The following is a 25485-nucleotide window of genomic DNA, read 5'->3' as shown; positions in this document are numbered from 1 at the left end:
GGGATGAGTCTCCGGCAATCAATGAATGGTGAAACTGATGGCCGGATGATAACAGATTCACGGGGGCGTCAGCCGCCCCCGTTTGTCATGAACTGGGAATCTGCAGGGTCTGGCCAACCATGACCACGTCATTGGTCAGGCCGTTGACCCGCTTGATAGCTTCAACACTGACCTGGTTGCGACGGGCAACGGCCGACAGCGTGTCACCCCGCTGCACCCGGTATTCGCTGACAGCGGTTCCCCCTTTCTGGCGTTTTTGCCACGCCAGCAAGGTACCGGGGGGTGGCACGTTGTTGAAGTATTCGTCAATGCCCTCGAACACAGCTTGGGCGACCTTGTTCTGGTGGGCAGAGCTGAGCAGGTTCCTCTCTTCCTGGGGGTTGGAGATAAACCCGGCCTCAACCAGGATCGAGGGGATGTCCGGGGACTTGAGCACCACAAACGCCGCCTGCTCCACACCGGACTTGTGTAGCCTGGTGACATTACCCAGCTTTTTAAGGATATAGTCACCCACGCCCACACTGGCGTTGATACTTGCCGTCATGGACAGGTCCAGCAGAACGCCGGCCAGCACATCATCCTTGTCCCCCAGGGTGACCCCACCTTCGCCACCGATCAGGTCCGAGCGGTTCTCACTGCGGGCCAGCCAGCGGGCGGTCTCACTGGTCGCCCCCCGCTGGGACAATGCAAATACCGACGCACCCCTGGGCTGGGGACTGTGGAAGGCATCCGCATGGACCGATACGAACAGATCCGCCTTGTGCTTTCTCGCCAGCAGCGTGCGCCGGCGCAGGTCGATAAAGTAGTCCCCTGTGCGAGTCAGCCGGGCCTCATACCCGGGCTTGCTGTCGATCAGCTTTTCCAGGCGACGGGCAAGGGCGAGAACCACGTCCTTTTCCCGGGTCCCGGAAGGCCCGATAGCCCCCGGGTCCTCACCGCCATGGCCGGCATCGATCACCACGATGACATCCCGCTTGCCGCCGGTATCCTCACGGACGATGGGGCGGGTCATGTCGCTGAGGGACTCCCGGTCTTCCTCGATCAGGTCGATGACCAGTCGATGGCCATACTGCTGATTGGGTTCGAGCTGAAAACTGCGGGGCTTGATGTCCTTGCTCAGGTCCAGCACTACCCGCAGGTCGTCGCCATTGCGGGCAGCGCTGCGAATCCTGCGTACAGGGCTGCCTTTCAGGTCAAGTTGATCCAGCCGGGCCTTCAGGCTGGCATCTTTCAAATCAATCACCAACCTGGACGGGTTCTCCAGCGAAAAAATGGTGTGCTCCACCGGCGACCGGGTGTCAAACACCAGCCGGGTGTGATCCGGTGCCGGCCAGATACGGGCACCCTCAACCTCGGTGGAAGCCAGGGCCGGCATAGCCGTGAGCGCCAGGGCGAAAAGCGGTAGCAGTAACCTGCGCAATGAGCCTGTAATCAATCCTGTTATTGTCATATGCGGGCCCTCAATCCTGGTCCGTCTCTGTTTGTTGCCGCCCGGCACTGGCAGCGAAATCGGCCTGTTCTGCCAAGTGGCTCAGTAGCGCCCTGCCGATGGCACTTCGGGCCCGGAAAGCCAGCGAACGGCCACCACGCTCCGGCGCCAAGGTCAACTTCAGGTCCGGTACCGGCAGAATACCCTCACCGCGTTCCGGCCACTCCACCAGGCAGACATTACCCGGCGCCAGGTAATCCCGGATACCCATGAATTCCAGCTCTTCCGGGTCGCCCAGCCGGTACAGATCAAAGTGCCAGGTGGCGGGCTGTAACTGTTCGTAGGGCTCCACCAGTGTGTAGGTTGGACTTTTCACCGCGCCCTGGTGACCCAGGCCCTGGATAAAACCGCGGCTGAACGTGGTCTTGCCGGCGCCCAGGGTGCCATGAAGGAATATAACAACCCCGTCAGCGGAAGCCACCGATTTCACCGCATTTGCAAGACTTTTACCGGCCGCCACAGTGGCCGCCTCATCCGCCAGCCAGAACCTCTGCTCAGTCATCCGATACCCCCATGGCAGTCACCCCGGTTTTTTCCAAACGGAACTCTGCACCAGCGAGAACGCCCGGCAGCGTATCGATAACATCCATTGGCAAGAGTCCACGATAGCCTCGACAGCGGGAAGCCCGGTCAGCGGCGGCAAGGTGGAGTGAAGCCCCAAGCACGACTCCGTCAGCCAATGACATGCTCTGCGCCTTGAGGGCCTGTGCCATGAACGCCCCCAGAATACCGGACAACACATCCCCCATTCCTCCGGTGGCCATACCAGGATTTGCGCCTGCGATGAGAACCGGAAGCTGGTCCGGGGCAGCGACCAGGGTGCCTGCGCCTTTCAGCAGGGCCACACCGCCAAATCGCTCCTGCAGGGAGCGGGCCGATGCACAACGGTCCGCCTCAATATCAGAAACACCGCACGACAACAGCCGGGCCGCTTCTCCCGGATGAGGGGTGATGACCTGCTGGTCCGAAACCACCGGTACCCGGTTCGCCATCAGGTTCAGGGCGTCCGCATCCAGCAAGCGGGGTTTGTCAGCCTCCAGTACCTGCTGCAACATCTGCTGGCCCCAGGCGGACTGACCCAGACCCGGCCCGCACACCACTACATCCGCCTTGCTGAGAAGCGGCGCCAGTTCATTGCCATGCACAACGCCGCGAACCATCAATGATGGACACCGGGACAGCGCGGGGGCGACATGCTCCGGCCGGGTGGCCAGGGTGACCAGCCCAGCCCCGCTGCGAGCTGCGGCCTCGGCCGCCAGCAGCCCGGCACCGCCAAAACCCCGGTCACCAGCTATCACGAGAACATGCCCGAAATTGCCCTTGTGGGCGGAACGGGACAGTGGTGGCAGCGAGTACTGGCAACGCTGCCAGTTGGCCAGCGAAGCCACGGCCGCTATCGGAAAGGTCTCGCAAACCTGATCGGCACCCAGGGTGTCATGGACAACCTTGCCAGCGAAATGCGGCCCTTGCCCCGTCAACAGCCCCAGCTTCTGGCCAATAAAGGTAACCGTAATGTCCGCCACCACTGCGTCACCCTCTGCCACACCACGACTGGCGTCGAGCCCGGAAGGTACGTCGACGGCCAGCACCGGACAGCCGCTGGCATTGACCTGGCGAACCACTTCGTCGAACGGTGTCCTAGGTTGACCCCGCACACCGGTTCCCAGCATGGCATCCACCACCACCGGTGATCCGGCGAAAAGCCGGACCCGCTCGTCACCCGCGAGGGCCTGCCACTGACGGATGGCCACGCCAGCCTCTTCCGCATCCCGACAGGCTCGACGGGCATCACCGGACAGTTTTTGCGGGTCCGCAACGGCGATACAGTCAACGGCAAGTCCCTGGCGCAGGGCATTGAGGGCCACCAGGTACCCATCGCCACCATTATTGCCAGCCCCACAAAGCACCAGCACAGACGCTGCACCTGACCAGTGCCGCACCAGTTGTCGGAAAGCGGCACGGGCGGCTTTCTGCATCAGCTCATACCCATCAACACCTTGATCTTCAATAAGAAAGCGATCAATGGCCTGCACACCATCTGCAGTGAAGAGCGATTCTGTTAAGCTGTGGGTTGTCGGCATAACGGGCCAGAACCTGTCAGGTTTCAAGAATCCAGTTTAACTGTTTTTGCCAGCTATCTGTTAAGCATAGCAAAATTCAGGCATAGACCACACTTTAACCAATAGTAACTCCGATCCATGACCTCTGCACTCGAAGATTTCCCTGCCCGTATCCGCGAATGGGCCCGGGAGCTGGGCTTCAGCGATATCGGCATCACCAGGCCGGAAACCGGCGTGCACGCCCAGCGCTTACAGCAATGGCTGGAACAGGGCCTGCAGGGAGAGATGGAATGGATGGGCCACCACGGCGACAAACGCTATACGCCCACCGCACTGGTGCCCGGCACCGAAAGGGTCATCTCGGTTCGCATGGACTACCGCAACGCACCAGATAACCCTCAGCAGGTGCTGCAAGACCCGGAGAAGGCCTACGTCACCCGCTACGCCCTGGGCCGGGATTACCACAAACTGATCCGCAAGCGCCTGACCCACCTGGCCAAACGCATTGACTCGGAATTGCACGGGTACGACTATCGGGCCTTTACCGACAGCGCCCCGGTGATGGAAAAAGCCCTGGCCCAGCGGGCCGGCCTGGGCTGGATCGGCAAGAACACCCTGGTACTGAACCCAAAGGCCGGCTCGTATTTCTTCCTGGGGGAGATATTCACGTCAGCACCGCTGCCGGTTACGCCGGCCTTTGAGAAAGACCATTGCGGCAGCTGCACAGCTTGCCTGGATACCTGCCCCACCAATGCCTTTGCCGGGCCTTACGTGTTGGATGCCCGGCGCTGCATCAGCTATCTGACCATCGAACTGAAAGGCGCCATACCCGAAGATTTGCGTCCATTGATGGGCAACCGGGTATTTGGCTGCGACGACTGCCAGCTGGCTTGCCCCTGGAACCGCTTCAGCAAGCCAACCAGGGAAGAAGACTTCAGCCCCCGGCACAACCTCGACAACAGTACCCTGGCCGAGCTGTTCCGCTGGACCGAAGACGAATTCCTCAAGCGCACCGAGGGCTCTGCCATTCGCCGCACCGGCTACGAAGGCTGGCTACGCAACCTGGCGGTGGGCCTGGGTAATGCGCCGTCCACCATTCCGGTGATTGAGGCATTGAAATCAAGGGTTGACCACCCCTCGGAACTGGTCCGCGAACATGTTCACTGGGCCCTGGCGCGCCACGGCATCGAATAGCCCGGCCATCCGTGGCAAAATCCGCCCCTCACTTCCCGGAATCATCAGCAGGAACATCCGTACCATGGCCATCAAGCACCTGAGAACCGCCTTTGCCAGCCAGTACCAGCCCGGGCAGCCTGCCCGGCTGCAAGCCGGCGACCCCTTGCAGGAACCCGGCGGCGACTACGAGATGCTGCACAAGCAGATGAAACGCCTGTTCAACAGCAAGCCGGGCAAGAAGTACGGCCGCTTCTCCGAAGACATCGGCGAACATCCCTTCAGCGCCTGGCTGAAAGACTATATGGAAGAGAAGCAATCCTTCGCCTCCCTGACCGACCGGCTGTTCGGCCAGTTCAAGGAATTGCTCGACAGCGCCCAGGAGGAGTTCTCCGGCCACCTGATGCTGGTCCACGAGGCGCTGGCCGATGGTGAAGTGGCCTACCTGCTGGTACTGGAGAGTGACAGTGCCATGCGCTTTGACAGCAACCAGGCCCTGGACGCCACTGACGTACTCAGCCTGTCGCGCCTGAACCTGGCGCTGCGCATCGAACTGGACGACTGGCTGGGCGACAACGGCAGCGACAACCACCTGACCCTGGTCCATGGCCGTGGCACGGGCGAAGGCGGTGACCTGTTCATCCGCCTTTGTGGTTTCACCAACCAGGTGGATGTGGAGAAAGAAACCATGACCTTCCTGGACGCGGTGGAAGCTTTCGCCAAGTCCGCGGAACCGGAGAAAGCCGGCGAAGTACGGGCGAAGGCCTACGAATTCTGCAAGGAGCAGCACGCCCTGGGCGAGCCGGTAGAGATTGGCGCCCTGTCCGGCTACCTGGACGAGAGCCAGCCAGAGCGTTTCCGGGAATTCGCCTCGCAGAATGCCGAGGTCCCCGAAAGCGGTGTACTCCACCCGGACCACCGCAAGGTGAAGAAACTGGTGCGCATCGCCGGCTCCGGTGGCGGCATGAGCCTGTCGTTCTCGTCGGACCTGGTCAACCAGGCGGTCTACTACGACCGTGACAGGGACGCCCTGACCATCACCCGCCTGCCCAAGGCCTTGCGGGAGCAGTTGCAGCGGTACCTGGAAGGCCGGGACGGCGAATAATAAAGTCGCTCAGTCCTCCGCCAGCTCCGGATGCCGCTGCTTGCGGACCTGGTTCATCCACCCTACCCCGTCAATCAGCTCCCCGGTTTCCGGATCGATCGGCGGGTACGCCAGGTTACGGTCGTCGCAATAGCGTTTGACCGTGGGCTGGCACCATTGGAACAGCAGGCGCATGTAGTCCTCATCCGGCAGCCGTCGCTGGTCGAACAGGCCCGCCAGTTTTCGCTGCCGCTGGGCCTCGGCCAGAATAATCGCGCAGGCAGAGGACACATTCAGGGACTCCACCATGCCCATCATCGGAATGATGATGTGCTCGTCCGCCTGGTCGGAGGCGTTGGCGCTGACCCCATCCACTTCGTTGCCCATGATCACGGTACAGGGCACGGTATAGTCCACCTCCCGGTAATCCACCGCCCGGTCGGACAGTTGGGCCGCATACAGCCTGTGGCCCCTGGCTTTCAGAGAGGCAACCGCCTCGTCCATGGTCGGGTGGGTATGGGTACGAACCCAGTGATAGCTGCCCCCGGCGGTCTTGCGGAACGCCCTGAAACCCTCTTTCGGCCACACCACGTGCATATTGGCCAGGCCAAAGGCATCGCAGGAGCGGATAATGGCGGACAGGTTGCGGGGCTTGTGGACCTGGTCGGTCAGTACACTGAGATCAGGCTGGCGGGTGTCCAGGATCTGCTTGATACGGGCGAGGCGTTCGGGAGTCATAGTCAGGTCTTCTACTGCGGTCGGAGAGCATCAGGGCCGTAAAAGCCCGGCATTTTACCATAACTGACTACCAACTAACCGAGACAACGGTGGTTGATGAATAGCCACACCGTTATAATACGCGGTCCGATTCTGCCAGCGTCCCGCAGGCGCCGAATTCACCAGGTTAGTTGAGACCCATGGCCAAGAAGCTTTACATCAAGACCCACGGCTGCCAGATGAACGAGTACGACTCCGCCCGCATGGCGGACCTGCTCAAGACCGGCGAAGCGGTGGAAATGACCGACACCCCGGAAGACGCCGACATCCTGTTGCTGAACACCTGTTCCATCCGGGAAAAGGCCCAGGAAAAGGTCTTCCACCAACTCGGCCGCTGGAAGGGTCTCAAAAAGCACAAGCCGGAACTGATCATCGGCGTCGGCGGTTGTGTTGCGAGCCAGGAAGGCCAGGCGATTATCGACCGGGCGCCCTACGTGGACATGGTGTTCGGCCCCCAGACCCTGCACCGCCTGCCGGACATGATCACCGAAATCAGGACCAAGGGTAATGGTGTCGGCGTAGTGGATGTCAGCTTCCCGGAAATTGAGAAGTTCGACAACCTCCCGGAGCCCGGCGCCAATGGCCCCTCCGCCTTCGTGTCGATCATGGAAGGCTGCAGCAAGTACTGCACCTTCTGCGTGGTGCCCTACACCCGTGGCGAAGAAGTCAGCCGACCTGTGGACGACGTCATCGTGGAAGTCGCCCACCTGGCCAGCCAGGGCGTGCGTGAGGTAAACCTGCTGGGCCAGAACGTCAACGCTTACCGGGGCGAAACCCACGACGGCGACACCATGGACCTGGCGGAACTCATCGAAGTGATCGCCACCATCGACGGCATCGATCGCATCCGCTACACCACCTCGCACCCGGTGGAGTTCTCGGACGCGCTGATCGACGTCTACCAACGCGTGCCGGAGTTGGTCAGCCACCTGCACCTGCCGGTGCAGAGCGGCTCCGACCGCATCCTGGCAGCCATGAAACGCGGCCATACGGCGATCGAATACAAATCGAAGCTGCGCCGCCTGCGCAAGATCCGCCCGGACATCAGCTTCTCGTCCGACTTCATCATCGGCTTCCCCGGGGAGACCGACAAGGACTTCGAAGACACCATGAAGCTGATCAATGACATCGGCTTCGACGTGTCCTTCAGCTTCATCTACAGCGCCCGTCCCGGCACCCCGGCCTCCGACCTGCCGGACGATACCCCGATGGACGTCAAGAAACAGCGCCTGGCCATCCTGCAGCAGCGAATCAACCAGCAGGCCATGGACATCAGCCGCAAGATGGTGGGCACCACCCAGCGCATCCTGGTCACTGGCCTGTCCAAAAAAGACCCGGGCGAGTACGCCGGCCGCACCGAGAACAACCGCATCGTGAACTTCCGCCACGACAACCCCGAGGTGGTTGGCCACTTTATCGAAGTGGAAATCAAGGAAGCGTTACCGAATTCCCTTCGCGGCATCCCGGTCAACGCGGAGCTATACTGAGAGGCAGTAAGGCCCAACGTCCGATCGGTCGTGATGCGGAGTTATAAGTGAGATTCGCACTAACGCTGGGAAGGCCGTGGGGTGGGGAGGCTTTTCTGCAGGAAAAAGGTGTCTGAGCGAAGCGAGTTCTTTTTCCGAAAGAAAAGCCTCCCCCGCCCCGCGGCCCAACCCCCAAACCGAAACAGAGGAAAGATTGACTACAACCACCGAAGCAAGACAATTTGATCTGAGCCCGGCCGACCAGCGCCGGCTAACCGTCCTGTGCGGCCAGTTTGACGAACACCTCAAACACATCGAGCGTCGCATGAACGTGCGCATCGGCCGCCGCGGCCACCACTTCCGCATCGAAGGCGCCCCGGAGAACGCCACCGCCGCCACCGAAGTCATTCGCCACCTCTACCGGGAAACCGAAGCCACCGACGACATCAGCCCGGAAACCGTCCACCTGTTCATCCGGGAATCCGGCTTCGAGCGCATGCCCGAAGCCTCCGAGTGGGACGGCAACCAGATCGTCATCAAGACACCCAAGCTCCAGGCCCGGCCCAGAGGCAAGAACCAGCAAAAGTACGTCCATAATATCCGCAGCCACGACGTCAACTTCGGCATTGGCCCGGCCGGTACCGGCAAGACCTGGCTCGCTGTCGCCTGCGCTGTGGAAGCCCTCAAGGACGAACAGGTCAAACGCATACTGCTGGTACGCCCGGCAGTGGAAGCCGGCGAAAAACTCGGCTTCCTGCCCGGCGACCTGGCCCAGAAGGTAGACCCCTACCTGCGCCCTCTTTACGACGCCCTCTACGAAATGCTGGGCTTTGAACAGGTGACCCGCCTGATCGAGAAAAGTGTCATCGAAATCGCACCACTGGCCTTCATGCGCGGACGCACACTGAACAACTCGTTCATCATCCTCGACGAGAGCCAGAACACCACCCGCGAGCAAATGAAGATGTTCCTGACCCGCATCGGCTTTGGCTCCACCGCTGTGATCACCGGTGATACCACCCAGGTGGACCTGCCCCGAGGACAGAACTCCGGGCTTATCCATGCCGCCAGCGTACTCAGTAAGGTTTCAGGCATCGGCTTTACGCGCTTCGAGTCCGCCGACGTGGTCCGCCACCCCCTTGTTCAGCGCATCGTGGAAGCCTACGACAACTTCGGTGACGGCGACCCGGTATGAGCCAGCTGACCGTTGATATCCAGCGGATTATCGAAGACGAGACCCTGCCTGGCGATAACGACCTCATTCGCTGGGCACGGGCCGGCTGGCGGCAGGACCACGATTCAGAAGTCACCGTGCGGCTGGTGGACGAAAATGAGAGCCGGCAACTCAACCACCAGTATCGGGGCAAGGACAAACCCACCAACGTGCTGTCCTTCCCATTTGAAGCGCCACCCGGTATAACAGTGCCTCTGGCCGGTGACCTGGTAATCTGTGCACCCGTGGTGGCGCGGGAAGCCGCCGAACAGAACAAGACTCCCGAAGAACACTGGGCCCATATGATCATCCATGGCATGTTGCACCTTCAGGGTTACGACCATATTGAAGATGCCGACGCCGAGGTCATGGAAGCCCTGGAAATCCGGTTGCTGGCCGAACTTGGCTATAACAACCCCTATGAGACAGAGGAATCGGAACCACACCCATGAGCGACGATCAGTCGAGTCGCGGCCAGGACCGCAAGTCCTGGCTGGAGCGAATATCCCAGGCTTTCTCCAGCGAGCCTGAGTCCGTCGAGGACGTGCTGGAGATCCTTCGCGACGCCGAAGAACACAACATTATCGACACTGATGCCATGAGCATCATCGAAGGCGCCATGCAAGTGATTGACATGCGCGTCGACGAGATCATGATTCCCCGCTCCCAGATGGTGACCGTGAAGGCCTCCCAGGAACCAAAGGCCTTCCTCAAGGAAATCATCGACTCTGCCCACAGCCGCTTCCCCGTGATTGGCGACAGCCAGGATGACGTGATCGGCGTGCTGCTTGCCAAGGACCTGCTGCCTCTGGCCCTGAACAACGAGCTCAACTGGAACCGGATTCGCGAGATCCTGCGTCCGCCCACCTTTGTACCCGAGAGCAAGCGCCTGAACCAGTTGCTCAAGGAATTCAAGGAAACCCGCAACCACATGGCCATTGTGGTGGACGAGTATGGCGGCACTGCCGGCCTGATCACCATCGAGGATGTGCTGGAACAGATTGTTGGCGAGATCGAGGACGAGCACGACTTTGACGAGGAAACCAACATAAAGCCCCACGGAGATGGCTCGTGGGCGGTCAAGGCGGTGACCTCCGTAGAGGACTTCAACGAATTCTTCGGCACGGATATCGACGAACAGGAGTTCGATACCATTGGCGGTGTCGTCCTCAAGGAATTCGGCCATCTGCCCCGCCGGGGTGAAATCATCAGCTTCTACGGTTTTACCTTCACCATTGCCAACGCCGACAACCGGGTCATCCGGTTACTGCAGGTAACCCGGGACGATGTTGAGTAACCCGCTGGCCCGCGCACCCCGCTGGGCCGCGGCGCTGGTGCTGCTGGTTGCCGGTGCGCTGCAGACGCTGACCTTCTCCCCCTGGGAATGGTGGTGGCTGGGGCCGCTATCTGTTGCCCTGATACTTTCCGTTACCCTGTTCCAGACCGGCCGGCAGCTTTTCCTGTCGGGCTGGCTGACTGGTCTTGGCCTGTTTGCATCCGGTGTCACCTGGATCTACGTCAGCATCAGCGAACACGGCAACACATCCATTCCCGTCGCCGCATTGCTGATGACGCTGTTCGTGGCCGGCCTGGCGCTGGTCCACGGCATTGCCTTCTGGGGCTGGGGCAAGCTGGCAAAGGAGAGCCCGGTTCGCCGGCTGATCCTGTTTCCGGCGGTATGGGTGCTGACCGACTGGATCCGCGGCTGGCTGCTCACCGGCTTTCCCTGGCTGTACCTGGGCACCGCCCACGTGGACGGCCCGCTGGCAGGCTGGGCACCACTGGCCGGCGTTCATGCCATCACGCTGATCATTACCGGCACCGGCGCTGCACTCTATGGGCTCTATAGCCTCGCCCGCAGTCGCAGATACGCACCTGCAGCCATTCTGGGTGTTTGCACGCTGGCGCTCTGGCTGGCCGGTCCGGCCCTGAACCGCTTTCCCTGGACCGAAGTCAGCAATAAGCCCCTCACCTTTGCCACCATGCAAGGCAACATCCCCCAGCAGATCAAGTGGGATCCGGATTTTCTCCGGGACCAGCTAATGGTTTACCTGGGCCTGACGGAAGAGGACTGGGACCGGGACATTATACTTTGGCCGGAAACCGCCATCCCCATCACCCAGGACGAAGCCGGGCCCATCATCGAGCATATCCGCTCGAAGCTTGGTGAGGAGAGCGTGCTGATCAGTGGCATCCCCTGGTACACCTACAGTACCAACCGGGAAGACTACACTTACCACAACTCCATACTTGCCATTGGCGACGAAGGCGGCGGTGTTTACCACAAGCAGAAACTGGTGCCATTCGGAGAGTACGTGCCCCTGGAGCAGTGGCTACGGGGTATTATCGGTTTCTTTGACCTGCCCATGTCCAGTTTCAGCCCCGGACCGAAATACCAGGACCCGCTGATAGCCGGGGAGGCCAGGCTAATGCCCGCTATCTGTTATGAGGTGGCCTACCCGGACTTTGTAGCCATGAACGCACGCCGGGGCAACCTGCTGGTGACCATCAGTAATGATGGCTGGTTCGGCGATTCGATCGGCCCTCACCAGCACCTGCAGATGGCAAGGATGCGCGCCCTCGAAACCGGGCGCTATATGTTGCGGGGCACCAACAACGGGGTAACGGCGGTGATCGACAATAAAGGCCAGATACGTGGCGATATTCCCCAGTTCGAGCGGGAAGTGCTCACCGGCGAGCTGCGCACCGTCAGTGGCAATACCCCCTTCATGCTCACCGGTTCCTGGCCGGTACTGACCCTGGCGGCCATCCTGGTCGTCTTCGTGCGGGAGCGGGTGATTCCGAAGAACCGTTGACCACCGAACCGGAACCCGGCTGGTCAGCGGCTAGTGTCCCGTCTGGGTTCCAGGTAATCGATCAGAAGTTGCAGGCTGGTGCGCCCGCGAAAGGTGTTGGCGTCCGGCTTGTACACCACCCGGGCACCGCAACGGGTAAAATCTGGCACTTCCGGGCCGGTGTTGAACGCGATTCCATCTACCGCCACCTGTCCATCCACCGGCTGCAATACCATCTTCAGATGGTTCTCCCCCACAATCCGCTGGCTGATGACCCGGAATTCGCCGTCGAACAGGGGTTCCGGGAAGTGCTGCCCCCATGGACCTGCTTTCTTGAGCAATTGCGCCGTTTCAAGGCTCATTTCCGACGGGCTCAGTGGCCCGTCGGTGACAATGGCTGCCTCCAGGTCTTCCGATGTCAGCGTATCGCGAACGGCCCGGTCAAAGGCCTGGCTAAAGCGCTCCAGCTGGTCCCGCTCGATGGTCATTCCCGCGGCCATGGCGTGACCACCAAACTTTTTCAGCAGGCCAGGATGGCGGGTGTCCACAACCGCCAGGGCGTCCCGGATATGGAGGCCTGGAATAGACCGGGCCGACCCCTTGATATGAATCCCGTCATCATCCGGCGCGAAGGCAATCGTAGGTCGGTGAGTCTGCTCGCGGATCCGCGCAGCAAGGATGCCGATTACCCCCTGGTGCCAGTCCGGATCGAACAGCGCCAGCCCCCAGGGCAGTCCTTCCAGGTCCAGCGACATGGAAGCCAACAGTTCCTGGGCCTGGGCCTTCATTTCCCGCTCGATGGTCCGGCGTTCCCGGTTAAAGCTGTCCAGCTCAGTGGCCAGTCGCCTCGCTTCACCGGGATTGTCCGCCAGCAGGCATGCAATACCGATACTCATATCATCCAGGCGGCCGGCCGCATTCAGGCGGGGACCCACCACAAAGCCAAGGTCGGTGGAGCTGATCGCGGTGTGGTCCCGGCCCGCCACTTCCAGCAGCGCAAGGATGCCCGGCCTTGCCAGGCCCTGGCGGATGCGGCGCAAACCCTGCTCCACGAATATCCGGTTATTGTGATCCAGGGGCACCACATCGGCCACGGTACCCAGGGCCACCAGGTCCAGCAGACTGCCAAGGTTGGGTTCCGGGCTTGGCAGCCGACCCGATTCTCTCAGATATTTTCGCAACGCCGTCAGCACATAGAACATGACGCCCACGCCGGCGGCATTCTTACTCAGGAAAGGACACCCCGGCTGATTGGGGTTAACGATGGCATCGGCGTCGGGCAGGCTGTCCCCGGCGAGGTGGTGGTCCGTGACCACCACCTTCATGCCAGCGGCCCGCGCGGCGGCGATCCCTTCGTGGGCGGAAATGCCGTTATCGACGGTCACCAGAAGGTCGGGAGCCGCGCCCTCCTCCACCAGGCGGTGGATAATACCGGGTGTCAGGCCATAGCCGTCGGCGAAGCGGCTGGGTACGCGGAAATCCACGTCACCCAGGCCGAGCATGGACAGCCCCAGCATGGCAACGGCGGTACTGGTGGCGCCATCGGCGTCGAAATCGCCGAGAATCAACACCGATTGCTGCCCTTCGATGGCCTCAGCCAGCAGGGTGACAGCACGATCGATACCTCTGAGCGACATCGGCGAGGCAAGGTGCTTCAGCGTGTAAGCCAGTTCATCATCCGAGGTAACACCACGAACGGCGTAAAGGCGGCGCAGCAAAGGGGGCAGGTCCCGCCCCCAGTCCGTCACGGTTGACGGACCGGAGCGTCTCAGGATTTTTCTGGGGGTCATAGGAACTCCGGGCGCCCGGAGGGGCGCCCCAAAGACTCAGGTCAGGCATGTTTCCAGTGCTTGGCCATGAAGTCCTGAACGTCGGTCAGGTTGTTGCCCAGCACGGTATAACGCTCTTCCCGCTCGAACAGATCCGCCATATGGGCGGGCAGCTGCGGCTTAACTGTCAGGCCGGCCTCGGCAATCGCATCCGGGAACTTGGCCGGGTGCGCGGTGCCCAGGGTGATCATGGGCACGGCCGGGTCGCGGCGACAGCTACGGGCTGCCTTGACCCCGATGGCGGTGTGGGGATCCAGCAGGTACTCGTTCTCTTCATACACCTGGCGAATTGTCTCGCAGGTGGTCTTGTCATCCACCGCATCACTGTCAAACAGCTTGCGGGCATGGCGCCAGCGGTAGTCCTCGATGCTGACCGGCCCCTTGGCCGCGTTTTCCAGCAGCAGTTTCACAGCCGCACCATCACGACCGTGAAGATCAAACAGCAGGCGCTCGAAGTTACTGGACACCATGATGTCCATACTCGGAGACAAGGTGTGCTCCAACTGATGCTGCTCGTAGCGATTACCACTCATGAACCGATGCAGGATATCGTTACGATTGGTGGCAATTACCAGCTGGGAGACGGGCAGCCCCATCTTCTTCGCCAGGTAACCCGCGAAAATATCCCCGAAGTTACCGGTAGGAACGGAAAACGCCATGGAGCGATCCGGCCCGCCCAGTGCCAGCGATGCCTGGAAGTAGTACACAATCTGGGCCATGATCCGCGCCCAGTTGATGGAGTTCACTGCTGCCAGTCTCGCCTTGCCGCCGAGGAAGGACTGGTCGCCAAAGCTGGCTTTCACCATCCGCTGGCAGTCGTCGAAGTTACCCTCGATGGCCAGGTTATGGATGTTGTCGCCCGGCACCGTCGTCATCTGACGGCGCTGCACCTCCGAGACCCGCTGGTGCGGATGGAGAATGAAGATGTCCACATGCTCGCAGCGACGACAGCCCTCTATCGCCGCCGAACCGGTATCTCCGGAGGTAGCACCCATGATCACCGCGTGCTCATTACGCTTCGCCAGCACATAGTCCAGCAAGCGGCCCAGCAGCTGAAGAGCGAAGTCCTTGAACGCCAGGGTCGGCCCCCGGAACAGTTCCAGCACCCACTCATTGGTATCCAGCTGAACCAGCGGCGCTACCGCCTTGTGGGTAAACACGCCGTAGGTTTCGTCCAGCATTTTCCGGAAATCCTCCTCCGGAATTGCATCGTCAACAAACGGGTACATGATGTTGAATGCCAGTTCGCTGTAGGGCAAACCCCGCCAGCTGCGAATTTCCTCGAGGCCGAAATGAGGAAGGGACTCGGGCACATAGAGCCCGCCGTCAGTGGCCAGGCCGGTCAGCAGGACGTCCTCGAAGCCCAGCGCGGGTGCTTCACCCCGTGTACTGATGTATCTCACGTGCTTACCTGTCAGTTGAAATTTTCTGCGCGGATGCGGACAACCTGGTCATCCACCTCGTCCAGGGCTTCCAGCTCCTCGATGGCCTGGTTGACCTGGCGCTCCTGTACGGTGTGGGTGAGGATGATCACCGGAATCCGGCCATCGTAGACCTCGGATTCCTTCTGCATGATGGATTCAATATTGATGCCGTGTTCACTGAGGATCGACGCCACCTTGGCCAGCACACCCGGACGATCCAGGGCCTGGATACGGAGGTAGTAAGCCGACTGGGTGTACTCCATGGGCAACACTTCCAGGTCCTCAATGGCCTCCGGTGCGAAGCCAAGATAGGGTACCCTCCCCTGGCCTCCAGCCTGGATGGTTCGAGCCACATCAACAATGTCAGCAATCACGGCAGAGGCAGTGGCTTCATCGCCGGCACCCGGGCCGTAGTACATGGTCTGGCCCACGGCATCACCATCCACCAGCACGGCGTTCAGGACACCATCTACCTGGGCGATCAGGTGGCTCTGGGGCACCAGCGTGGGATGGACCCGAAGTTCAATGCCACCTTCACGGCGGCGGGCGATACCAAGGTGCTTGACCCGGTAACCCAGCAGCTCTGCATGGGCAATGTCGTAGGGAGTCAGGCGGGAGATACCTTCGGTGTAGGCGCGATCAAACTGCAGTGGCACACCGAAACTGGCCGAAGCCATGATCGTGAGTTTGTGGGCGGCGTCGACACCCTCCACGTCGAAGGTCGGATCAGCTTCCGCGTAACCCAGGTCCTGGGCCTCCTGCAGCACTTCGTTGAAGGGACGTCCCTTGCGCATCTCGGTCAGGATGTAGTTGCCGGTACCATTGATGATACCTGCCAGCCAGTCGATCCGGTTGGCCGCCATGCCCTCACGGATCGCCTTGATCACCGGAATACCACCGGCCACACCAGCCTCATAGGTAACCGCAACACCAGCCTCGGCGGCCGCTTCAAAGATCTCATTGCCATGGACGGCAATCAGCGCCTTGTTCGCAGTGACCACATGCTTGCCGTTGGCAATGGCGGCGAGGACCAGCTCACGAGCTGTTTCATAACCGCCGATCAGTTCCACGACCACATCCACATCGGGATCGTTGACCACGTCCATGATGTCGGTGCTGAATGGAATATCACCAAGGTCAATGTCATCACGCCAGGTACGTGTAGCCACTCGTACCGTGCGGATAGCGCAACCAGCACGGCCGGCGATCAGACCGGCATTCCTGGCCAGCACATTGAATGTTCCGCCACCGACGGTCCCCAAGCCGCAGATTCCGACCCTGACTTCTTTCAAGCTTCACCTCAATGCCCGATGGATGATAATCGTGGGGCACTAGTATACCGATTAGCCGGGCTCAGAACAGCACCGCCCGGCCAATATCGGGCATGGGCTCAGAGCAGGCCGAGACCCTCTGCCAGCTTGTCTGCCGGTACGTAGCCGCGAATCATGTTGCCATCTTCTGTCAGGATGGCAGGGGTTCCGGTTACACCCACTTCGCGGCCCAGCTGATACTGGTCTGCCACCGGGTTATCACAACTGGCCTGCGACACCTTTTCTCCCGCCTTGGCCCTGTTCATGGCTTCGAGCTGATTGTCAGCGCACCATACTGACTCATACTTGGTGAAGGACGGCGTACCAGGGCCGGAACGGGGAAAGGCATAGTAATTCACGGTGATGCCCAGCTCGTTGAGTCGGTCCATTTCGTCGTGGAGTTTGCGGCAGTATGGGCAGTCAATATCGGTGAATACGTCAATCTCGGCTTTCTGTTCACCAGTGGCCGGATAGGTAATCAGACCCTCATCGCCAAACGCCGCCATGGTGTCTGCACGCTCCCCTGAACGCGCCTTTTCAGTGACGTTGACAACCCCCTGGTCGGTCAGTTGCAGCAGCTCGCCGGCCAGGATGTACTCACCATCCCCGGTAGCGTAGATCATGTCACGGTTGTTCGTCCGCACCTCATACAGGCCAGGCACGGCGGACTCTTTCACCGCATCGACCCGAAGGCCCGGGACCGCCTCGCTCAGTCGCTTGGTAATGGCTTCTTCCGGAGTTTCCGCTACTGCCTGGGGAGCCGCCAGAAACAGGCTCAGCACCAGGGCGGCTACCAGGCCAGTGGACTCGCCACGAACGAAACGGGATAACAGTTGCTTCATGGATAACCCTGCTTTATCAAAAGGGATGGATTAAGGTTTCGGCGCACAGTAGATCAAAGCCCTGCCCCGGGGGCAATTGCTCACTGACTGGTTTGTGACTGACCCGCAGTGAAAAAGTTCAGCCTCGGGGGTGATGGGTTTGATGCAGGTCTTGCAGGCGCTGGCGGGCAACATGGGTATATATCTGGGTTGTCGACAGGTCGGCGTGCCCCAGCAACATCTGCACCACCCTCAGGTCCGCGCCATGGTTCAGCAGGTGGGTCGCGAATGCATGGCGCAGGGTATGGGGTGACAGCTTATTGCTGATACCGGCCCGGCCGGCATAGTGTCGAATGCGGTACCAGAAAGCCTGGCGGCTCATGGCGCTGCCCCGATTGCCGGGAAACAGGTCATCCGAGACCTTTCCGCGCAACAGGTCACCCCGAGCCTCATTCATATACCGAAGCAGCCAGTCGATTGCCTCCTCCCCCATCGGCACCAGTCGCTCCTTGTCGCCCTTGCCGGTAACCCGGATAACACCCTGGCGCAGATTCACCTGGTCCACCCGCAGGGAAACCAGTTCACTCACCCGCAGGCCGCAGCCGTAAAGGATCTCAAGCATGGCCCGGTCTCGCAGCTCCAGTCGCTCGTCCTGTGCCTTTTCGTTCAGCGGCTCGTTGAGCAGGGCCTCGACATCAGCCTCTGTCAGGGTATCTGGTAATCGGCGAGCAAGGCGTGGACTTTCAATGCGCAGGGTGGGATCTTCCGATATCAGCTGCTCCCTCAGGAGATAACGATAGAACCGGCGCAAGCCGGACAGGCGCCTGGCCGCTGTGGCATTCTTGCGCCCCTGAACAAACGCTGAGGATATCCAGTCCAGCAGATGCTGGCGACTTACCCCGTCCAAGGCAGGGGCACCGGGACGCTCAACAAGCCACCGCGAGAGCTGACACAGGTCGCTGCCATAGGCGGATCGGGTTTTCTCCCCCAGCCCGTCCTCCAGCCAGAGCGCATCAAGAAAACGCTGGATGAGACGCTCATCGTCTTCGCGAAGGGCTTGCCTGCGACCTCGCTCTGCCATTCTGGAGCCCCCTAAACGGCGCACTCAAACCCCAAACATGAAAAAGGGCAGCCGAAGCCACCCTTTTTCACTCCTGCAAACAGCATACAACCCTGCCCGCAGTGATACCCGCCAGGCTGATACTCAGCCCAGCTTCTCCTTGATCCGCGCAGCCTTGCCGGACAGTTCACGGAGGTAGTAGAGCTTGGCCTGACGCACGTCACCGCGACGCTTCACGGAGATGCTGTCGATCAGCCTGGAGAACGTCTGGAATGTACGCTCAACGCCAACACCGTAGGAAACCTTGCGTACGGTGAAGGAAGAGTTCATACCACGGTTACGCTTACCGATAACCACGCCTTCAAAGGCCTGCAGACGCTCACGGTTACCCTCGGTTACGCGAACCTGGACAACCACGGTGTCACCCGGTGCAAACTCGGGAATTTCCCGGTTCATCTGCTCCGTTTCAATCTGACTGATGATGTCGTTCTTGCCACTCATCGTTATGTGCTCCTGATACCCAATCTCATAATGCCCTGATTCAATCAGAGGCACCCGGTTCGTTTAAAATCTCGTCCAGCAGCTCACGCTCTTCGTCCGTCAGCACCCGCTGCTCCAGCAGGTCGGGGCGTCGCTCCCGGGTTCGCCTCAGCGACTCTTTGAGTCGCCAGCGCCGGATCTGTTCGTGGTGACCGCCTAACAACACATCCGGCACTACCTGACCCTCGTAGACTTCGGGCCGGGTGTAGTGCGGACAATCCAGCAGACCGTCAGCAAAGGAATCCTGCTCCGCTGACTGCGCATGACCCAGCGCTCCGGGGATGAGGCGTGTAACCGCATCAATGACGGCCATGGCCGCCAGTTCGCCACCGGAAAGAACAAAGTCTCCCAGCGACACTTCCCGATCGACTTCCGTCGAGATCAGGCGCTCGTCCACACCCTCGTAACGACCCGCCACGAGGATCAGACTGTCCTGTGAAGCCAGGGACTCCACCACCTGCTGATCCAGCCTTTCACCCTGGGGTGAGAGGTAAACCACACAGGCGTTCCCCGGTGCCTCCTCGCGAGCGGCGTGGATAGCATCCCGCAGGGGCTGGATTTTCATCAGCATGCCGGGGCCACCGCCGTATGGCCGGTCGTCCACGGTGCGATGCCGGTCATGGGTAAATTCCCGCGGGTTCCAGCTGTGAAAGGTCAGCAGACCTTCACGAACTGCCCTGCCAGTAATGCCATAGTCAGTGACCGCACCAAACATTTCCGGGAACAGACTGACTGCGCCAATCCACACCCTCAGAACTCCGGATCCCAGTCGACAACGAGCTTGTCAGCCGCCAGGTCCACTTCCGTGACCACCTGGCCCGAAAGATAGGGAATCAGCCGCTCACGCTGGTCAATGGAGGCGTCGTCTGCCCGCACAACCAAGACATCGTTGGCACCGGTTTCCATAAGGTGATGCACCCTGCCAAGGCGCTCACCCTCTGTCGTGACCACACTGAGTCCCTCCAGCTGATGCCAGTAGTACTCACCTTCCGGCAGCGGCGGCAGTTCCGATAACGGAACCCGTATTTCGGCCCCGCCGTAGGTCTGCGCCAGGTCACGGTCATCAATACCCTTGAGCTTCACCACAATGCCGGGGCCATGGCGCCGGCCGGTTTCAAGCTCTGCCGGGATTCGCCTGCCTTCGTGGAGCAGTGTCCAGTGCCGGTAGTTTAGAATCCCGTCCACGGGGTCTGTGTAGGAGTAGACTTTCAGCCACCCCTTGACCCCGAAAACCGAGGTAATCCGGCCGATCACAGTTTCCTGTGGATGCTGTGTCATGCCAGGTCCCCGGTGAAACGCTTACTTGGCAGCAGCCTTCAGCAGCTGTGCAACACGCTCGGAAGGCTGCGCACCCTGGTTGATCCAGTACTGCACGCGTTCCTGGTCAACACGCAGACGCTCTTCCTGACCACGAGCTACCGGGTTGAAGAAGCCTACACGCTCGATAAAACGACCATCACGGGCGTTACGGCTGTCGGTTACTGCCAAGTGGTAAAAAGGACGCTTCTTGGCGCCGCCACGAGCCAAACGGATTGTTACCATTTCGACCAATATCCTGTTCAGTTGTACGAACTTTGTACGATGCGTACGGTATGCCTTGGCAGCCGCACGTCGACCCATACTCGAAAGGGGCGCTATTCTATGCTAATTCCCCGGTAAAGAAAACAGGCAACACGTCCCGATTTCTACATACGCCCAAATGGCGGCATACCCCCTCCACCAGGGGGCATCATACCCTTCATTCCGCGCATCATGTTCTGCATGCCGCCCTTCTTGCCGAACTTCTTCATCATCTTCTGCATCTGCTTATGCTGCTTCAACAGGCGATTGATGTCCTGGATCTGGGTGCCAGAGCCAGCCGCAATACGGCGCTTGCGGGAATTATTGATGGTATCCGGGTAACGACGCTCTTTCGGCGTCATGGAACAAATGATGGCTTCCATCTGACCGAAGGTCTTGTCGTTGACCTGGCTCTGGGCCATCTGGGCCATTTGCCCCATGCCCGGCAGCTTGTCCAGCAAACCGGCCATACCACCCATATTCTTCATCTGCTGAAGCTGGTCGCGGAAGTCCTCGAGATCAAAGCCCTTACCCTTCTTGATCTTCTTGGTGAGCTTTTCTGCCTTTTGCTTGTCCAGCTTGCGCTCGGCCTCCTCAATAAGGGAGAGCACATCCCCCATACCGAGGATCCGCGACGCCACCCGATCAGGATGGAATGGCTCCAGGGCGTCAGATTTCTCACCCACACCCATAAACTTGATGGGCTTACCGGTAATATGGCGCACAGACAGGGCGGCACCACCGCGGGCGTCGCCATCCGTCTTGGTAAGCACCACACCGGTGAGCGGCAGGGCGTCACTGAAGGCCTTGGCGGTATTGGCGGCATCCTGGCCGGTCATGGCGTCCACCACGAACAGCGTTTCCGCCGGGTTGACTGCCTTATGGAGGCGGCCAATCTCACCCATCATCTGCTCATCAACGTGGAGCCGGCCGGCAGTATCCAGAATGACCACATCCACATGCTTCTTGCGGGCCGCGTCAATGGCACCCTCGGCGATGGCAACCGGGTCCTGGTCTGCCGAGCTGGGGAAGAAGTCCACACCAACTTCGCCGGCGAGGGTTTCCAGCTGACGGATAGCGGCGGGCCGATAGATGTCGGCACTGACCACCATTACGGACTTCTTCTCACGCTCCCTCAGCAGGCGCGCCAGCTTGGCAACGGTAGTGGTCTTACCGGCACCCTGCAGGCCTGCCATCATGATGACGGCGGGCGGGCGCACGGCGAGGTTCAGCTTTTCATCACCGGACCCCATTACATGCTCCAGCTCCTGCTGGACCACTTTCACAAACACCTGGCCCGGAGTCAGGCTGCGCTGGACCTCCTGCCCAAGAGCCCGCTGCCGAACCCCCTCAACAAAGGATTTGACCACTGGCAGGGCAACGTCGGCCTCAAGCAGGGCCATGCGAACTTCCCGCAGGGTTTCCTTTATATTGTCATCGGTCAGCCTGGCCTGGCCGGAAATTTTCCTGAGACTCCCCGAGAGTCGGTCTGTCAGGTTTTCAAACATGGTGGTATCCGTAGCCCTGAGAATGAATCGCTGAAACGGCAGCGCCCTGTTTGCCGGACACTGGTGACCGGGCAATTCCGTGTAGTTGTGCCGGGACATGACGCCGCACGCAAACCGGTTGATTCCGGTTGCACAATCACGACATTATAACCAGACTAACGCGCTGAAACGACCAGCCCGGTCATTTCGGTATGCCGAAACCCGAAAGCCCGGACCCTATCACATAACCACCAACCAGGAATGCCATGGGAACGCTGATTCTCGCTGTAACCACCCTGTTCCTCTATAGCATTGGCACTGCCCTCCAGGCGCTTGGCTTCAGGGGTCGCATCAGCGTCAACAAGAACATCCTTACCGTCATCGGCGCCCTGGGCCTGGTTGCCCACGGCCTGCTGGTGTGGCGCACCCTGTTTCAGGACGGTGCCCTGAACCTTGGTTTTTTCCAGAGCTCGCTATTGATCTCCTGGCTGATGGTTGCACTGCTGCTAATCATGAACCTGCGAAAGCCCCTCGATGGCCTGTTTCTCGGGGTTTATCCATTGGCCTGCATCACGGTGGTTTTCGCGCTGCTGACCCACGCACCACCCCGTTTTATCCAGCGGGATGATTGGGGCATTCTGTCCCACATTGCGCTCTCGGTCACCGCCTACAGCCTGTTTGCGCTGGCAGCGGGTCAGGCATTGTTACTCTACTTTCAGAACCGCCAACTCAAGCAAAACTACAACAGCCCGCTGGTCCGTAACCTGCCACCCCTTCAAACCATGGAGTCGTTGCTGTTCGAGCTGGTGTGGGCCGGCGTGATCCTGCTGGTACTGGCTATTGTCACCGGCGCAATCTTTGTCAGTGACCTGTTCGCCCAGGACCTGGCCCACAAAACCGTATTCTCCCTTATTTCACTGGCGGTTTTTGCCGCCCTGCTGATCGGGCGCCAGACCCAGGGCTGGCGAGGCATCACGGCAAGCCGCTGGACCCTTGCCGGCTGCGCCCTTTTGGCCCTCGCCTATTACGGCAGCAAGTTCGTGCTCGAGCTGGTCTTCCACCGGGCAGGTTGACACCCGGCTTGCCGGACCCTATTTTTCCCCTTCGTACGCAACACAAGGACCTCCTCTCTTGAACGAGGCATCGCTAACGGCGCTGTTCTTCCTGCTTGCTGGCCTGATCGTTCTATCGGCTTTTTTTTCCAGCTCCGAAACCGGGATGATGTCCCTCAACCGGTACCGCCTCAAGCACATGGCCAAGACCGGCCATCGTGGTGCGCGCCGGGCACAGTCCCTGCTGCAGCGTACCGACCAGTTGATCGGGGTCATCCTGATCGGCAATAACTTTGTCAACATCCTGGCCTCATCCATTGCCACGGTTATTGCGATCCGCCTTTGGGGAGATGCCGGCATTGCCATTGCCACGATAGCCCTGACCATCGTAATCCTGATTTTCGCCGAGGTAACACCGAAGACCCTGGCCGCTCTTTTCCCCGAAAAGATCGCCTTCCCTGCCAGCCACGTGCTCGGCCCCCTGCTGAAGATCCTTTATCCGGTGGTCTGGGCCGTTAACCTGTTTACCGGCCTCATCCTGCGGATGCTCAGAGTGTCTCCTGATGACGCCAACTCTGAACACCTGTCGCGGGAGGAGCTGCGCACCCTGGTAAACGAGGCCGGGGCCCTCATCCCCTCGAAGCACAAGGATATGCTGGTCAGCATCCTTGACCTGGAAAAGGTCACGGTGAACGACATTATCGTGCCCCGCAATGAAATCGTGGGCGTTGACCTGGAAGATGACATCGAAACCATCCTGCGACAGCTACGCACCAGCCAGCATACCCGCCTGCCCATCTACAAGGGCGACATCAACAACATTCAGGGCGTGCTGCACCTGCGTAACGTATCCCGCCTGCTGATGCAGGACAACGTCAACAAGGCCATGCTGATGCAGCTTTCCCGGGAACCCTACTTCATTCCCGAGAGCACCCCGCTAAACACCCAGCTGATCAATTTCCAGAAGGCGAGGCGTCGTTTCGGCATCGTAGTGGACGAATACGGTGACGTACTCGGCATCGCCACCCTGGAAGATATCCTGGAAGAGATTGTCGGTGATTTCACGACGGACTACTCGGAAACCAGTCCGGACATAATCCCCCAGGACGACGGCACCTTCATCATTGACGGCAGTGCTGCAGTGCGCACCATCAACAAGAACCTGAACTGGAAGCTTCCCACCGACGGCCCCAAAACCCTTAACGGACTGATCACCGAGACCCTGGAGTCCATCCCGGAAACCAATGTTTGCCTGGTCATCCACGGCCACCGGGCCGAAGTACTGCAGATCAAGGACAACGTAGTCAAGGCCGCCATCGTGCACCCCATGCCAAGGAAGAAATCCTTCATCCGCAAACGCGCCACCTGATGATATATTCAAACGTTCTAATAATTGACTTTTAACAAGATCATGATTTAAACGATTCCTTGACCGTCATAGCTCCTCTACCCAAAACTGAATCTGTGCGACAGATTGACGCGCAAGCAACTTGCAGGGCGAAGGTTTGCCTCAGCCACTGCAGGTTGCCCGACAACAATAAGAGGAGAAGGTCCATGAGCCTTTCACATACCGTAGGTCTGCTCACTCATCCTGACGAAGAGTGGGAAGCTATTCGTAATGAATCTGAATCTGTTTCGAAGCTCTATTTTGGCCATATTTTGCTATTGGCCCTTATTCCAGCGGCAGCCGCATTCTACGGAACCACCCAGGTCGGCTGGCAGGTTGGAGGCAGCCAGGTCATAAAACTGACAATGGGCAGCGCACTCCAGCTCTGCGCCCTGGCCTATTTCGCAATGCTTGCGGGCATCTACATCATCGGCAAGTTCATCGACTTCTTTGCGGCCACCTACGACGTCAAGGAAACCACTCCCCGGGGCGTAACCCTCGCGGCCTATACCGCCACACCCATCTTCCTGCTCGGCGTTATAGCCGTATATCCCAACATCTGGGTGAACATGGCGGTCGGCATTGCGGCCATCGCCTATGCGGTCTATCTTCTCTATCAAGGCTTGCCAATCCTGATGAAGATCCCGGAAGAGCGTGGCTTCATGTTTGCCTCGTCAGTGCTGACAGTGGGCCTGGTAATGTTCGTAGGCCTGCTCGCCATCAGCGTGGTGATCTGGAGCATGGGCATTGGCCCCCAGTACGTCAGCTGAGCCTGACGGTAATGCGCCAGCAGGACCGAGAGGCCGGCCCGAAAGGGCCGGCCTCTCTGCGCAATAAGCCTGTCCAAGAAAATGCTTATATCGCTTTTCGGGACAGGGCCATATTGTTACTAATAATTAATCGTGTAACCTCGGTATATTTTGCGATAGATTACGCAGATAACTAACGATCTCAGAGT

24 protein-coding genes are annotated in these 25485 nt (G+C 59.9%); 10 read left to right on the top strand and 14 right to left on the bottom strand.

What is annotated here, in order from left to right:
- Positions 1 to 85: 85 nt before the first annotated feature.
- The 3 genes from LJ360_RS06525 to LJ360_RS06515 are packed head-to-tail and all read right to left on the bottom strand — an operon-like array spanning position 86 to position 3570.
- Entirely contained in the window at positions 86 to 1450 is a 1365-nt protein-coding gene (locus LJ360_RS06525; RefSeq protein WP_091849156.1) for an N-acetylmuramoyl-L-alanine amidase, read from the bottom strand.
- A gap of 10 nt (positions 1451 to 1460) precedes the next feature.
- Positions 1461 to 1991, bottom strand: coding sequence for a tRNA (adenosine(37)-N6)-threonylcarbamoyltransferase complex ATPase subunit type 1 TsaE (tsaE, locus tag LJ360_RS06520; RefSeq protein ID WP_264995636.1), 531 nt, complete (start codon positions 1989 to 1991; stop codon positions 1461 to 1463).
- Positions 1984 to 3570, bottom strand: a complete 1587-nt coding sequence (locus LJ360_RS06515; RefSeq protein WP_091849158.1) for an NAD(P)H-hydrate dehydratase — start codon at positions 3568 to 3570, stop codon at positions 1984 to 1986. The genes tsaE and LJ360_RS06515 overlap by 8 nt, the downstream gene beginning before the upstream one ends.
- Positions 3571 to 3687: 117 nt before the next feature.
- On the opposite strand from LJ360_RS06515, the gene queG reads away from it, so the two are divergent.
- Both queG and LJ360_RS06505 read left to right on the top strand, forming a co-directional pair.
- The gene (gene queG, locus LJ360_RS06510) at positions 3688 to 4743 is read left to right on the top strand and encodes a tRNA epoxyqueuosine(34) reductase QueG (RefSeq protein ID WP_091849159.1); all 1056 of its coding nucleotides are present in this window, start codon (positions 3688 to 3690) and stop codon (positions 4741 to 4743) included.
- 64 nt (positions 4744 to 4807) lie between these two features.
- Positions 4808 to 5827 carry a nucleoid-associated protein gene (locus LJ360_RS06505; protein ID WP_091849160.1) on the top strand — a complete coding sequence of 340 codons (1020 nt, stop codon included), beginning with the start codon at positions 4808 to 4810 and terminating at the stop codon, positions 5825 to 5827.
- A 9-nt stretch (positions 5828 to 5836) separates the two neighbouring features.
- Here the strand turns inward: LJ360_RS06505 and trmH are convergent, their stop codons facing one another.
- Positions 5837 to 6544 carry a tRNA (guanosine(18)-2'-O)-methyltransferase TrmH gene (gene trmH / locus LJ360_RS06500; RefSeq protein ID WP_091849161.1) on the bottom strand — a complete coding sequence of 236 codons (708 nt, stop codon included), beginning with the start codon at positions 6542 to 6544 and terminating at the stop codon, positions 5837 to 5839.
- A 179-nt stretch (positions 6545 to 6723) separates the two neighbouring features.
- Here trmH and miaB point away from each other — a divergent pair, with 179 nt between their 5' ends.
- The 5 genes from miaB (at position 6724) to lnt (ending at position 12078) form a co-directional block, all read left to right on the top strand.
- A complete protein-coding gene (miaB, locus tag LJ360_RS06495; protein WP_091849162.1) occupies positions 6724 to 8070 on the top strand; it encodes a tRNA (N6-isopentenyl adenosine(37)-C2)-methylthiotransferase MiaB in 1347 nt (448 codons plus the stop codon).
- A 193-nt stretch (positions 8071 to 8263) separates the two neighbouring features.
- Positions 8264 to 9244 (top strand): PhoH family protein, encoded by a 981-nt coding sequence (locus LJ360_RS06490; RefSeq protein ID WP_091849163.1) that lies wholly within the window; start codon positions 8264 to 8266, stop codon positions 9242 to 9244.
- A complete protein-coding gene (gene ybeY / locus LJ360_RS06485; RefSeq protein ID WP_091849164.1) occupies positions 9241 to 9714 on the top strand; it encodes an rRNA maturation RNase YbeY in 474 nt (157 codons plus the stop codon). Before LJ360_RS06490 ends, ybeY begins: the two co-directional genes overlap by 4 nt.
- Positions 9711 to 10559 (top strand): HlyC/CorC family transporter, encoded by an 849-nt coding sequence (locus tag LJ360_RS06480; RefSeq protein WP_091849165.1) that lies wholly within the window; start codon positions 9711 to 9713, stop codon positions 10557 to 10559. The genes ybeY and LJ360_RS06480 overlap by 4 nt, the downstream gene beginning before the upstream one ends.
- A complete protein-coding gene (gene lnt, locus LJ360_RS06475; RefSeq protein WP_264995635.1) occupies positions 10549 to 12078 on the top strand; it encodes an apolipoprotein N-acyltransferase in 1530 nt (509 codons plus the stop codon). Before LJ360_RS06480 ends, lnt begins: the two co-directional genes overlap by 11 nt.
- A 23-nt stretch (positions 12079 to 12101) precedes the next feature.
- Here the strand turns inward: lnt and recJ are convergent, their stop codons facing one another.
- The 10 genes from recJ to ffh all read right to left on the bottom strand — a co-directional run bounded on the left by recJ (position 12102) and on the right by ffh (position 22109).
- Entirely contained in the window at positions 12102 to 13847 is a 1746-nt protein-coding gene (gene recJ, locus LJ360_RS06470; RefSeq protein ID WP_264995634.1) for a single-stranded-DNA-specific exonuclease RecJ, read from the bottom strand.
- 41 nt (positions 13848 to 13888) lie between these two features.
- A complete protein-coding gene (thrC, locus tag LJ360_RS06465) occupies positions 13889 to 15289 on the bottom strand; it encodes a threonine synthase (RefSeq protein ID WP_264995633.1) in 1401 nt (466 codons plus the stop codon).
- 11 nt (positions 15290 to 15300) lie between these two features.
- A complete protein-coding gene (locus LJ360_RS06460) occupies positions 15301 to 16602 on the bottom strand; it encodes a homoserine dehydrogenase (RefSeq protein ID WP_264995632.1) in 1302 nt (433 codons plus the stop codon).
- Positions 16603 to 16700: 98 nt separating this feature from the next.
- Positions 16701 to 17462, bottom strand: coding sequence for a thioredoxin fold domain-containing protein (locus tag LJ360_RS06455; protein WP_264995631.1), 762 nt, complete (start codon positions 17460 to 17462; stop codon positions 16701 to 16703).
- Positions 17463 to 17580: 118 nt separating this feature from the next.
- Positions 17581 to 18522 (bottom strand): site-specific tyrosine recombinase XerD, encoded by a 942-nt coding sequence (gene xerD, locus LJ360_RS06450; protein WP_264995629.1) that lies wholly within the window; start codon positions 18520 to 18522, stop codon positions 17581 to 17583.
- Positions 18523 to 18645: 123 nt separating this feature from the next.
- The gene (gene rplS, locus LJ360_RS06445) at positions 18646 to 19002 is read right to left on the bottom strand and encodes a 50S ribosomal protein L19 (RefSeq protein ID WP_264995628.1); all 357 of its coding nucleotides are present in this window, start codon (positions 19000 to 19002) and stop codon (positions 18646 to 18648) included.
- Positions 19003 to 19042: 40 nt separating this feature from the next.
- On the bottom strand, positions 19043 to 19789 hold the full coding sequence (gene trmD / locus LJ360_RS06440) for a tRNA (guanosine(37)-N1)-methyltransferase TrmD (RefSeq protein WP_091849176.1): 747 nt from the start codon (positions 19787 to 19789) through the stop codon (positions 19043 to 19045).
- Positions 19790 to 19791: 2 nt separating this feature from the next.
- The gene (rimM, locus tag LJ360_RS06435) at positions 19792 to 20319 is read right to left on the bottom strand and encodes a ribosome maturation factor RimM (RefSeq protein WP_264995626.1); all 528 of its coding nucleotides are present in this window, start codon (positions 20317 to 20319) and stop codon (positions 19792 to 19794) included.
- Positions 20320 to 20340: 21 nt separating this feature from the next.
- A complete protein-coding gene (gene rpsP / locus LJ360_RS06430) occupies positions 20341 to 20583 on the bottom strand; it encodes a 30S ribosomal protein S16 (protein ID WP_091849180.1) in 243 nt (80 codons plus the stop codon).
- Positions 20584 to 20726: 143 nt separating this feature from the next.
- Positions 20727 to 22109 carry a signal recognition particle protein gene (gene ffh / locus LJ360_RS06425; protein ID WP_091849357.1) on the bottom strand — a complete coding sequence of 461 codons (1383 nt, stop codon included), beginning with the start codon at positions 22107 to 22109 and terminating at the stop codon, positions 20727 to 20729.
- Between the two features lie 245 nt (positions 22110 to 22354).
- On the opposite strand from ffh, the gene LJ360_RS06420 reads away from it, so the two are divergent.
- The 3 genes from LJ360_RS06420 (at position 22355) to LJ360_RS06410 (ending at position 25297) form a co-directional block, all read left to right on the top strand.
- Complete coding sequence (locus tag LJ360_RS06420; RefSeq protein WP_264995624.1) at positions 22355 to 23161, top strand: inner membrane protein YpjD; 807 nt, start codon at positions 22355 to 22357, stop codon at positions 23159 to 23161.
- Positions 23162 to 23219: 58 nt separating this feature from the next.
- Positions 23220 to 24509: an HlyC/CorC family transporter gene (locus tag LJ360_RS06415; protein WP_264995623.1), complete on the top strand. Its 1290-nt coding sequence runs from the start codon at positions 23220 to 23222 to the stop codon at positions 24507 to 24509.
- Between the two features lie 185 nt (positions 24510 to 24694).
- Complete coding sequence (locus LJ360_RS06410) at positions 24695 to 25297, top strand: Yip1 family protein (RefSeq protein ID WP_091849183.1); 603 nt, start codon at positions 24695 to 24697, stop codon at positions 25295 to 25297.
- Positions 25298 to 25485: the final 188 nt, after the last annotated feature.

This window comes from Marinobacter sp. AN1 (genome assembly GCF_026013985.1).
Classification (GTDB): Bacteria; Pseudomonadota; Gammaproteobacteria; order Pseudomonadales; family Oleiphilaceae; genus Marinobacter; species Marinobacter segnicrescens.
The sequence above is the reverse complement of the archived record's forward strand: the minus strand, read 5'-3'. Positions and strand labels throughout refer to the sequence as shown.

Bases quoted from the DNA above. Each gene is read 5' to 3' on its own strand.
- LJ360_RS06525 (WP_091849156.1), bottom strand. From the start codon at position 1,450: ATGACAATAACAGGATTGATTACAGGCTCATTGCGCAGGTTACTGCTA.
- tsaE (WP_264995636.1), bottom strand. From the start codon at position 1,991: ATGACTGAGCAGAGGTTCTGGCTGGCGGATGAGGCGGCCACTGTGGCG.
- LJ360_RS06515 (WP_091849158.1), bottom strand. From the start codon at position 3,570: ATGCCGACAACCCACAGCTTAACAGAATCGCTCTTCACTGCAGATGGT.
- queG (WP_091849159.1), top strand. From the start codon at position 3,688: ATGACCTCTGCACTCGAAGATTTCCCTGCCCGTATCCGCGAATGGGCC.
- LJ360_RS06505 (WP_091849160.1), top strand. From the start codon at position 4,808: ATGGCCATCAAGCACCTGAGAACCGCCTTTGCCAGCCAGTACCAGCCC.
- trmH (WP_091849161.1), bottom strand. From the start codon at position 6,544: ATGACTCCCGAACGCCTCGCCCGTATCAAGCAGATCCTGGACACCCGC.
- miaB (WP_091849162.1), top strand. From the start codon at position 6,724: ATGGCCAAGAAGCTTTACATCAAGACCCACGGCTGCCAGATGAACGAG.
- ybeY (WP_091849164.1), top strand. From the start codon at position 9,241: ATGAGCCAGCTGACCGTTGATATCCAGCGGATTATCGAAGACGAGACC.
- LJ360_RS06480 (WP_091849165.1), top strand. From the start codon at position 9,711: ATGAGCGACGATCAGTCGAGTCGCGGCCAGGACCGCAAGTCCTGGCTG.
- lnt (WP_264995635.1), top strand. From the start codon at position 10,549: ATGTTGAGTAACCCGCTGGCCCGCGCACCCCGCTGGGCCGCGGCGCTG.
- recJ (WP_264995634.1), bottom strand. From the start codon at position 13,847: ATGACCCCCAGAAAAATCCTGAGACGCTCCGGTCCGTCAACCGTGACG.
- LJ360_RS06455 (WP_264995631.1), bottom strand. From the start codon at position 17,462: ATGAAGCAACTGTTATCCCGTTTCGTTCGTGGCGAGTCCACTGGCCTG.
- xerD (WP_264995629.1), bottom strand. From the start codon at position 18,522: ATGGCAGAGCGAGGTCGCAGGCAAGCCCTTCGCGAAGACGATGAGCGT.
- rplS (WP_264995628.1), bottom strand. From the start codon at position 19,002: ATGAGTGGCAAGAACGACATCATCAGTCAGATTGAAACGGAGCAGATG.
- rimM (WP_264995626.1), bottom strand. From the start codon at position 20,319: ATGACACAGCATCCACAGGAAACTGTGATCGGCCGGATTACCTCGGTT.
- rpsP (WP_091849180.1), bottom strand. From the start codon at position 20,583: ATGGTAACAATCCGTTTGGCTCGTGGCGGCGCCAAGAAGCGTCCTTTT.
- ffh (WP_091849357.1), bottom strand. From the start codon at position 22,109: ATGTTTGAAAACCTGACAGACCGACTCTCGGGGAGTCTCAGGAAAATT.
- LJ360_RS06420 (WP_264995624.1), top strand. From the start codon at position 22,355: ATGGGAACGCTGATTCTCGCTGTAACCACCCTGTTCCTCTATAGCATT.
- LJ360_RS06410 (WP_091849183.1), top strand. From the start codon at position 24,695: ATGAGCCTTTCACATACCGTAGGTCTGCTCACTCATCCTGACGAAGAG.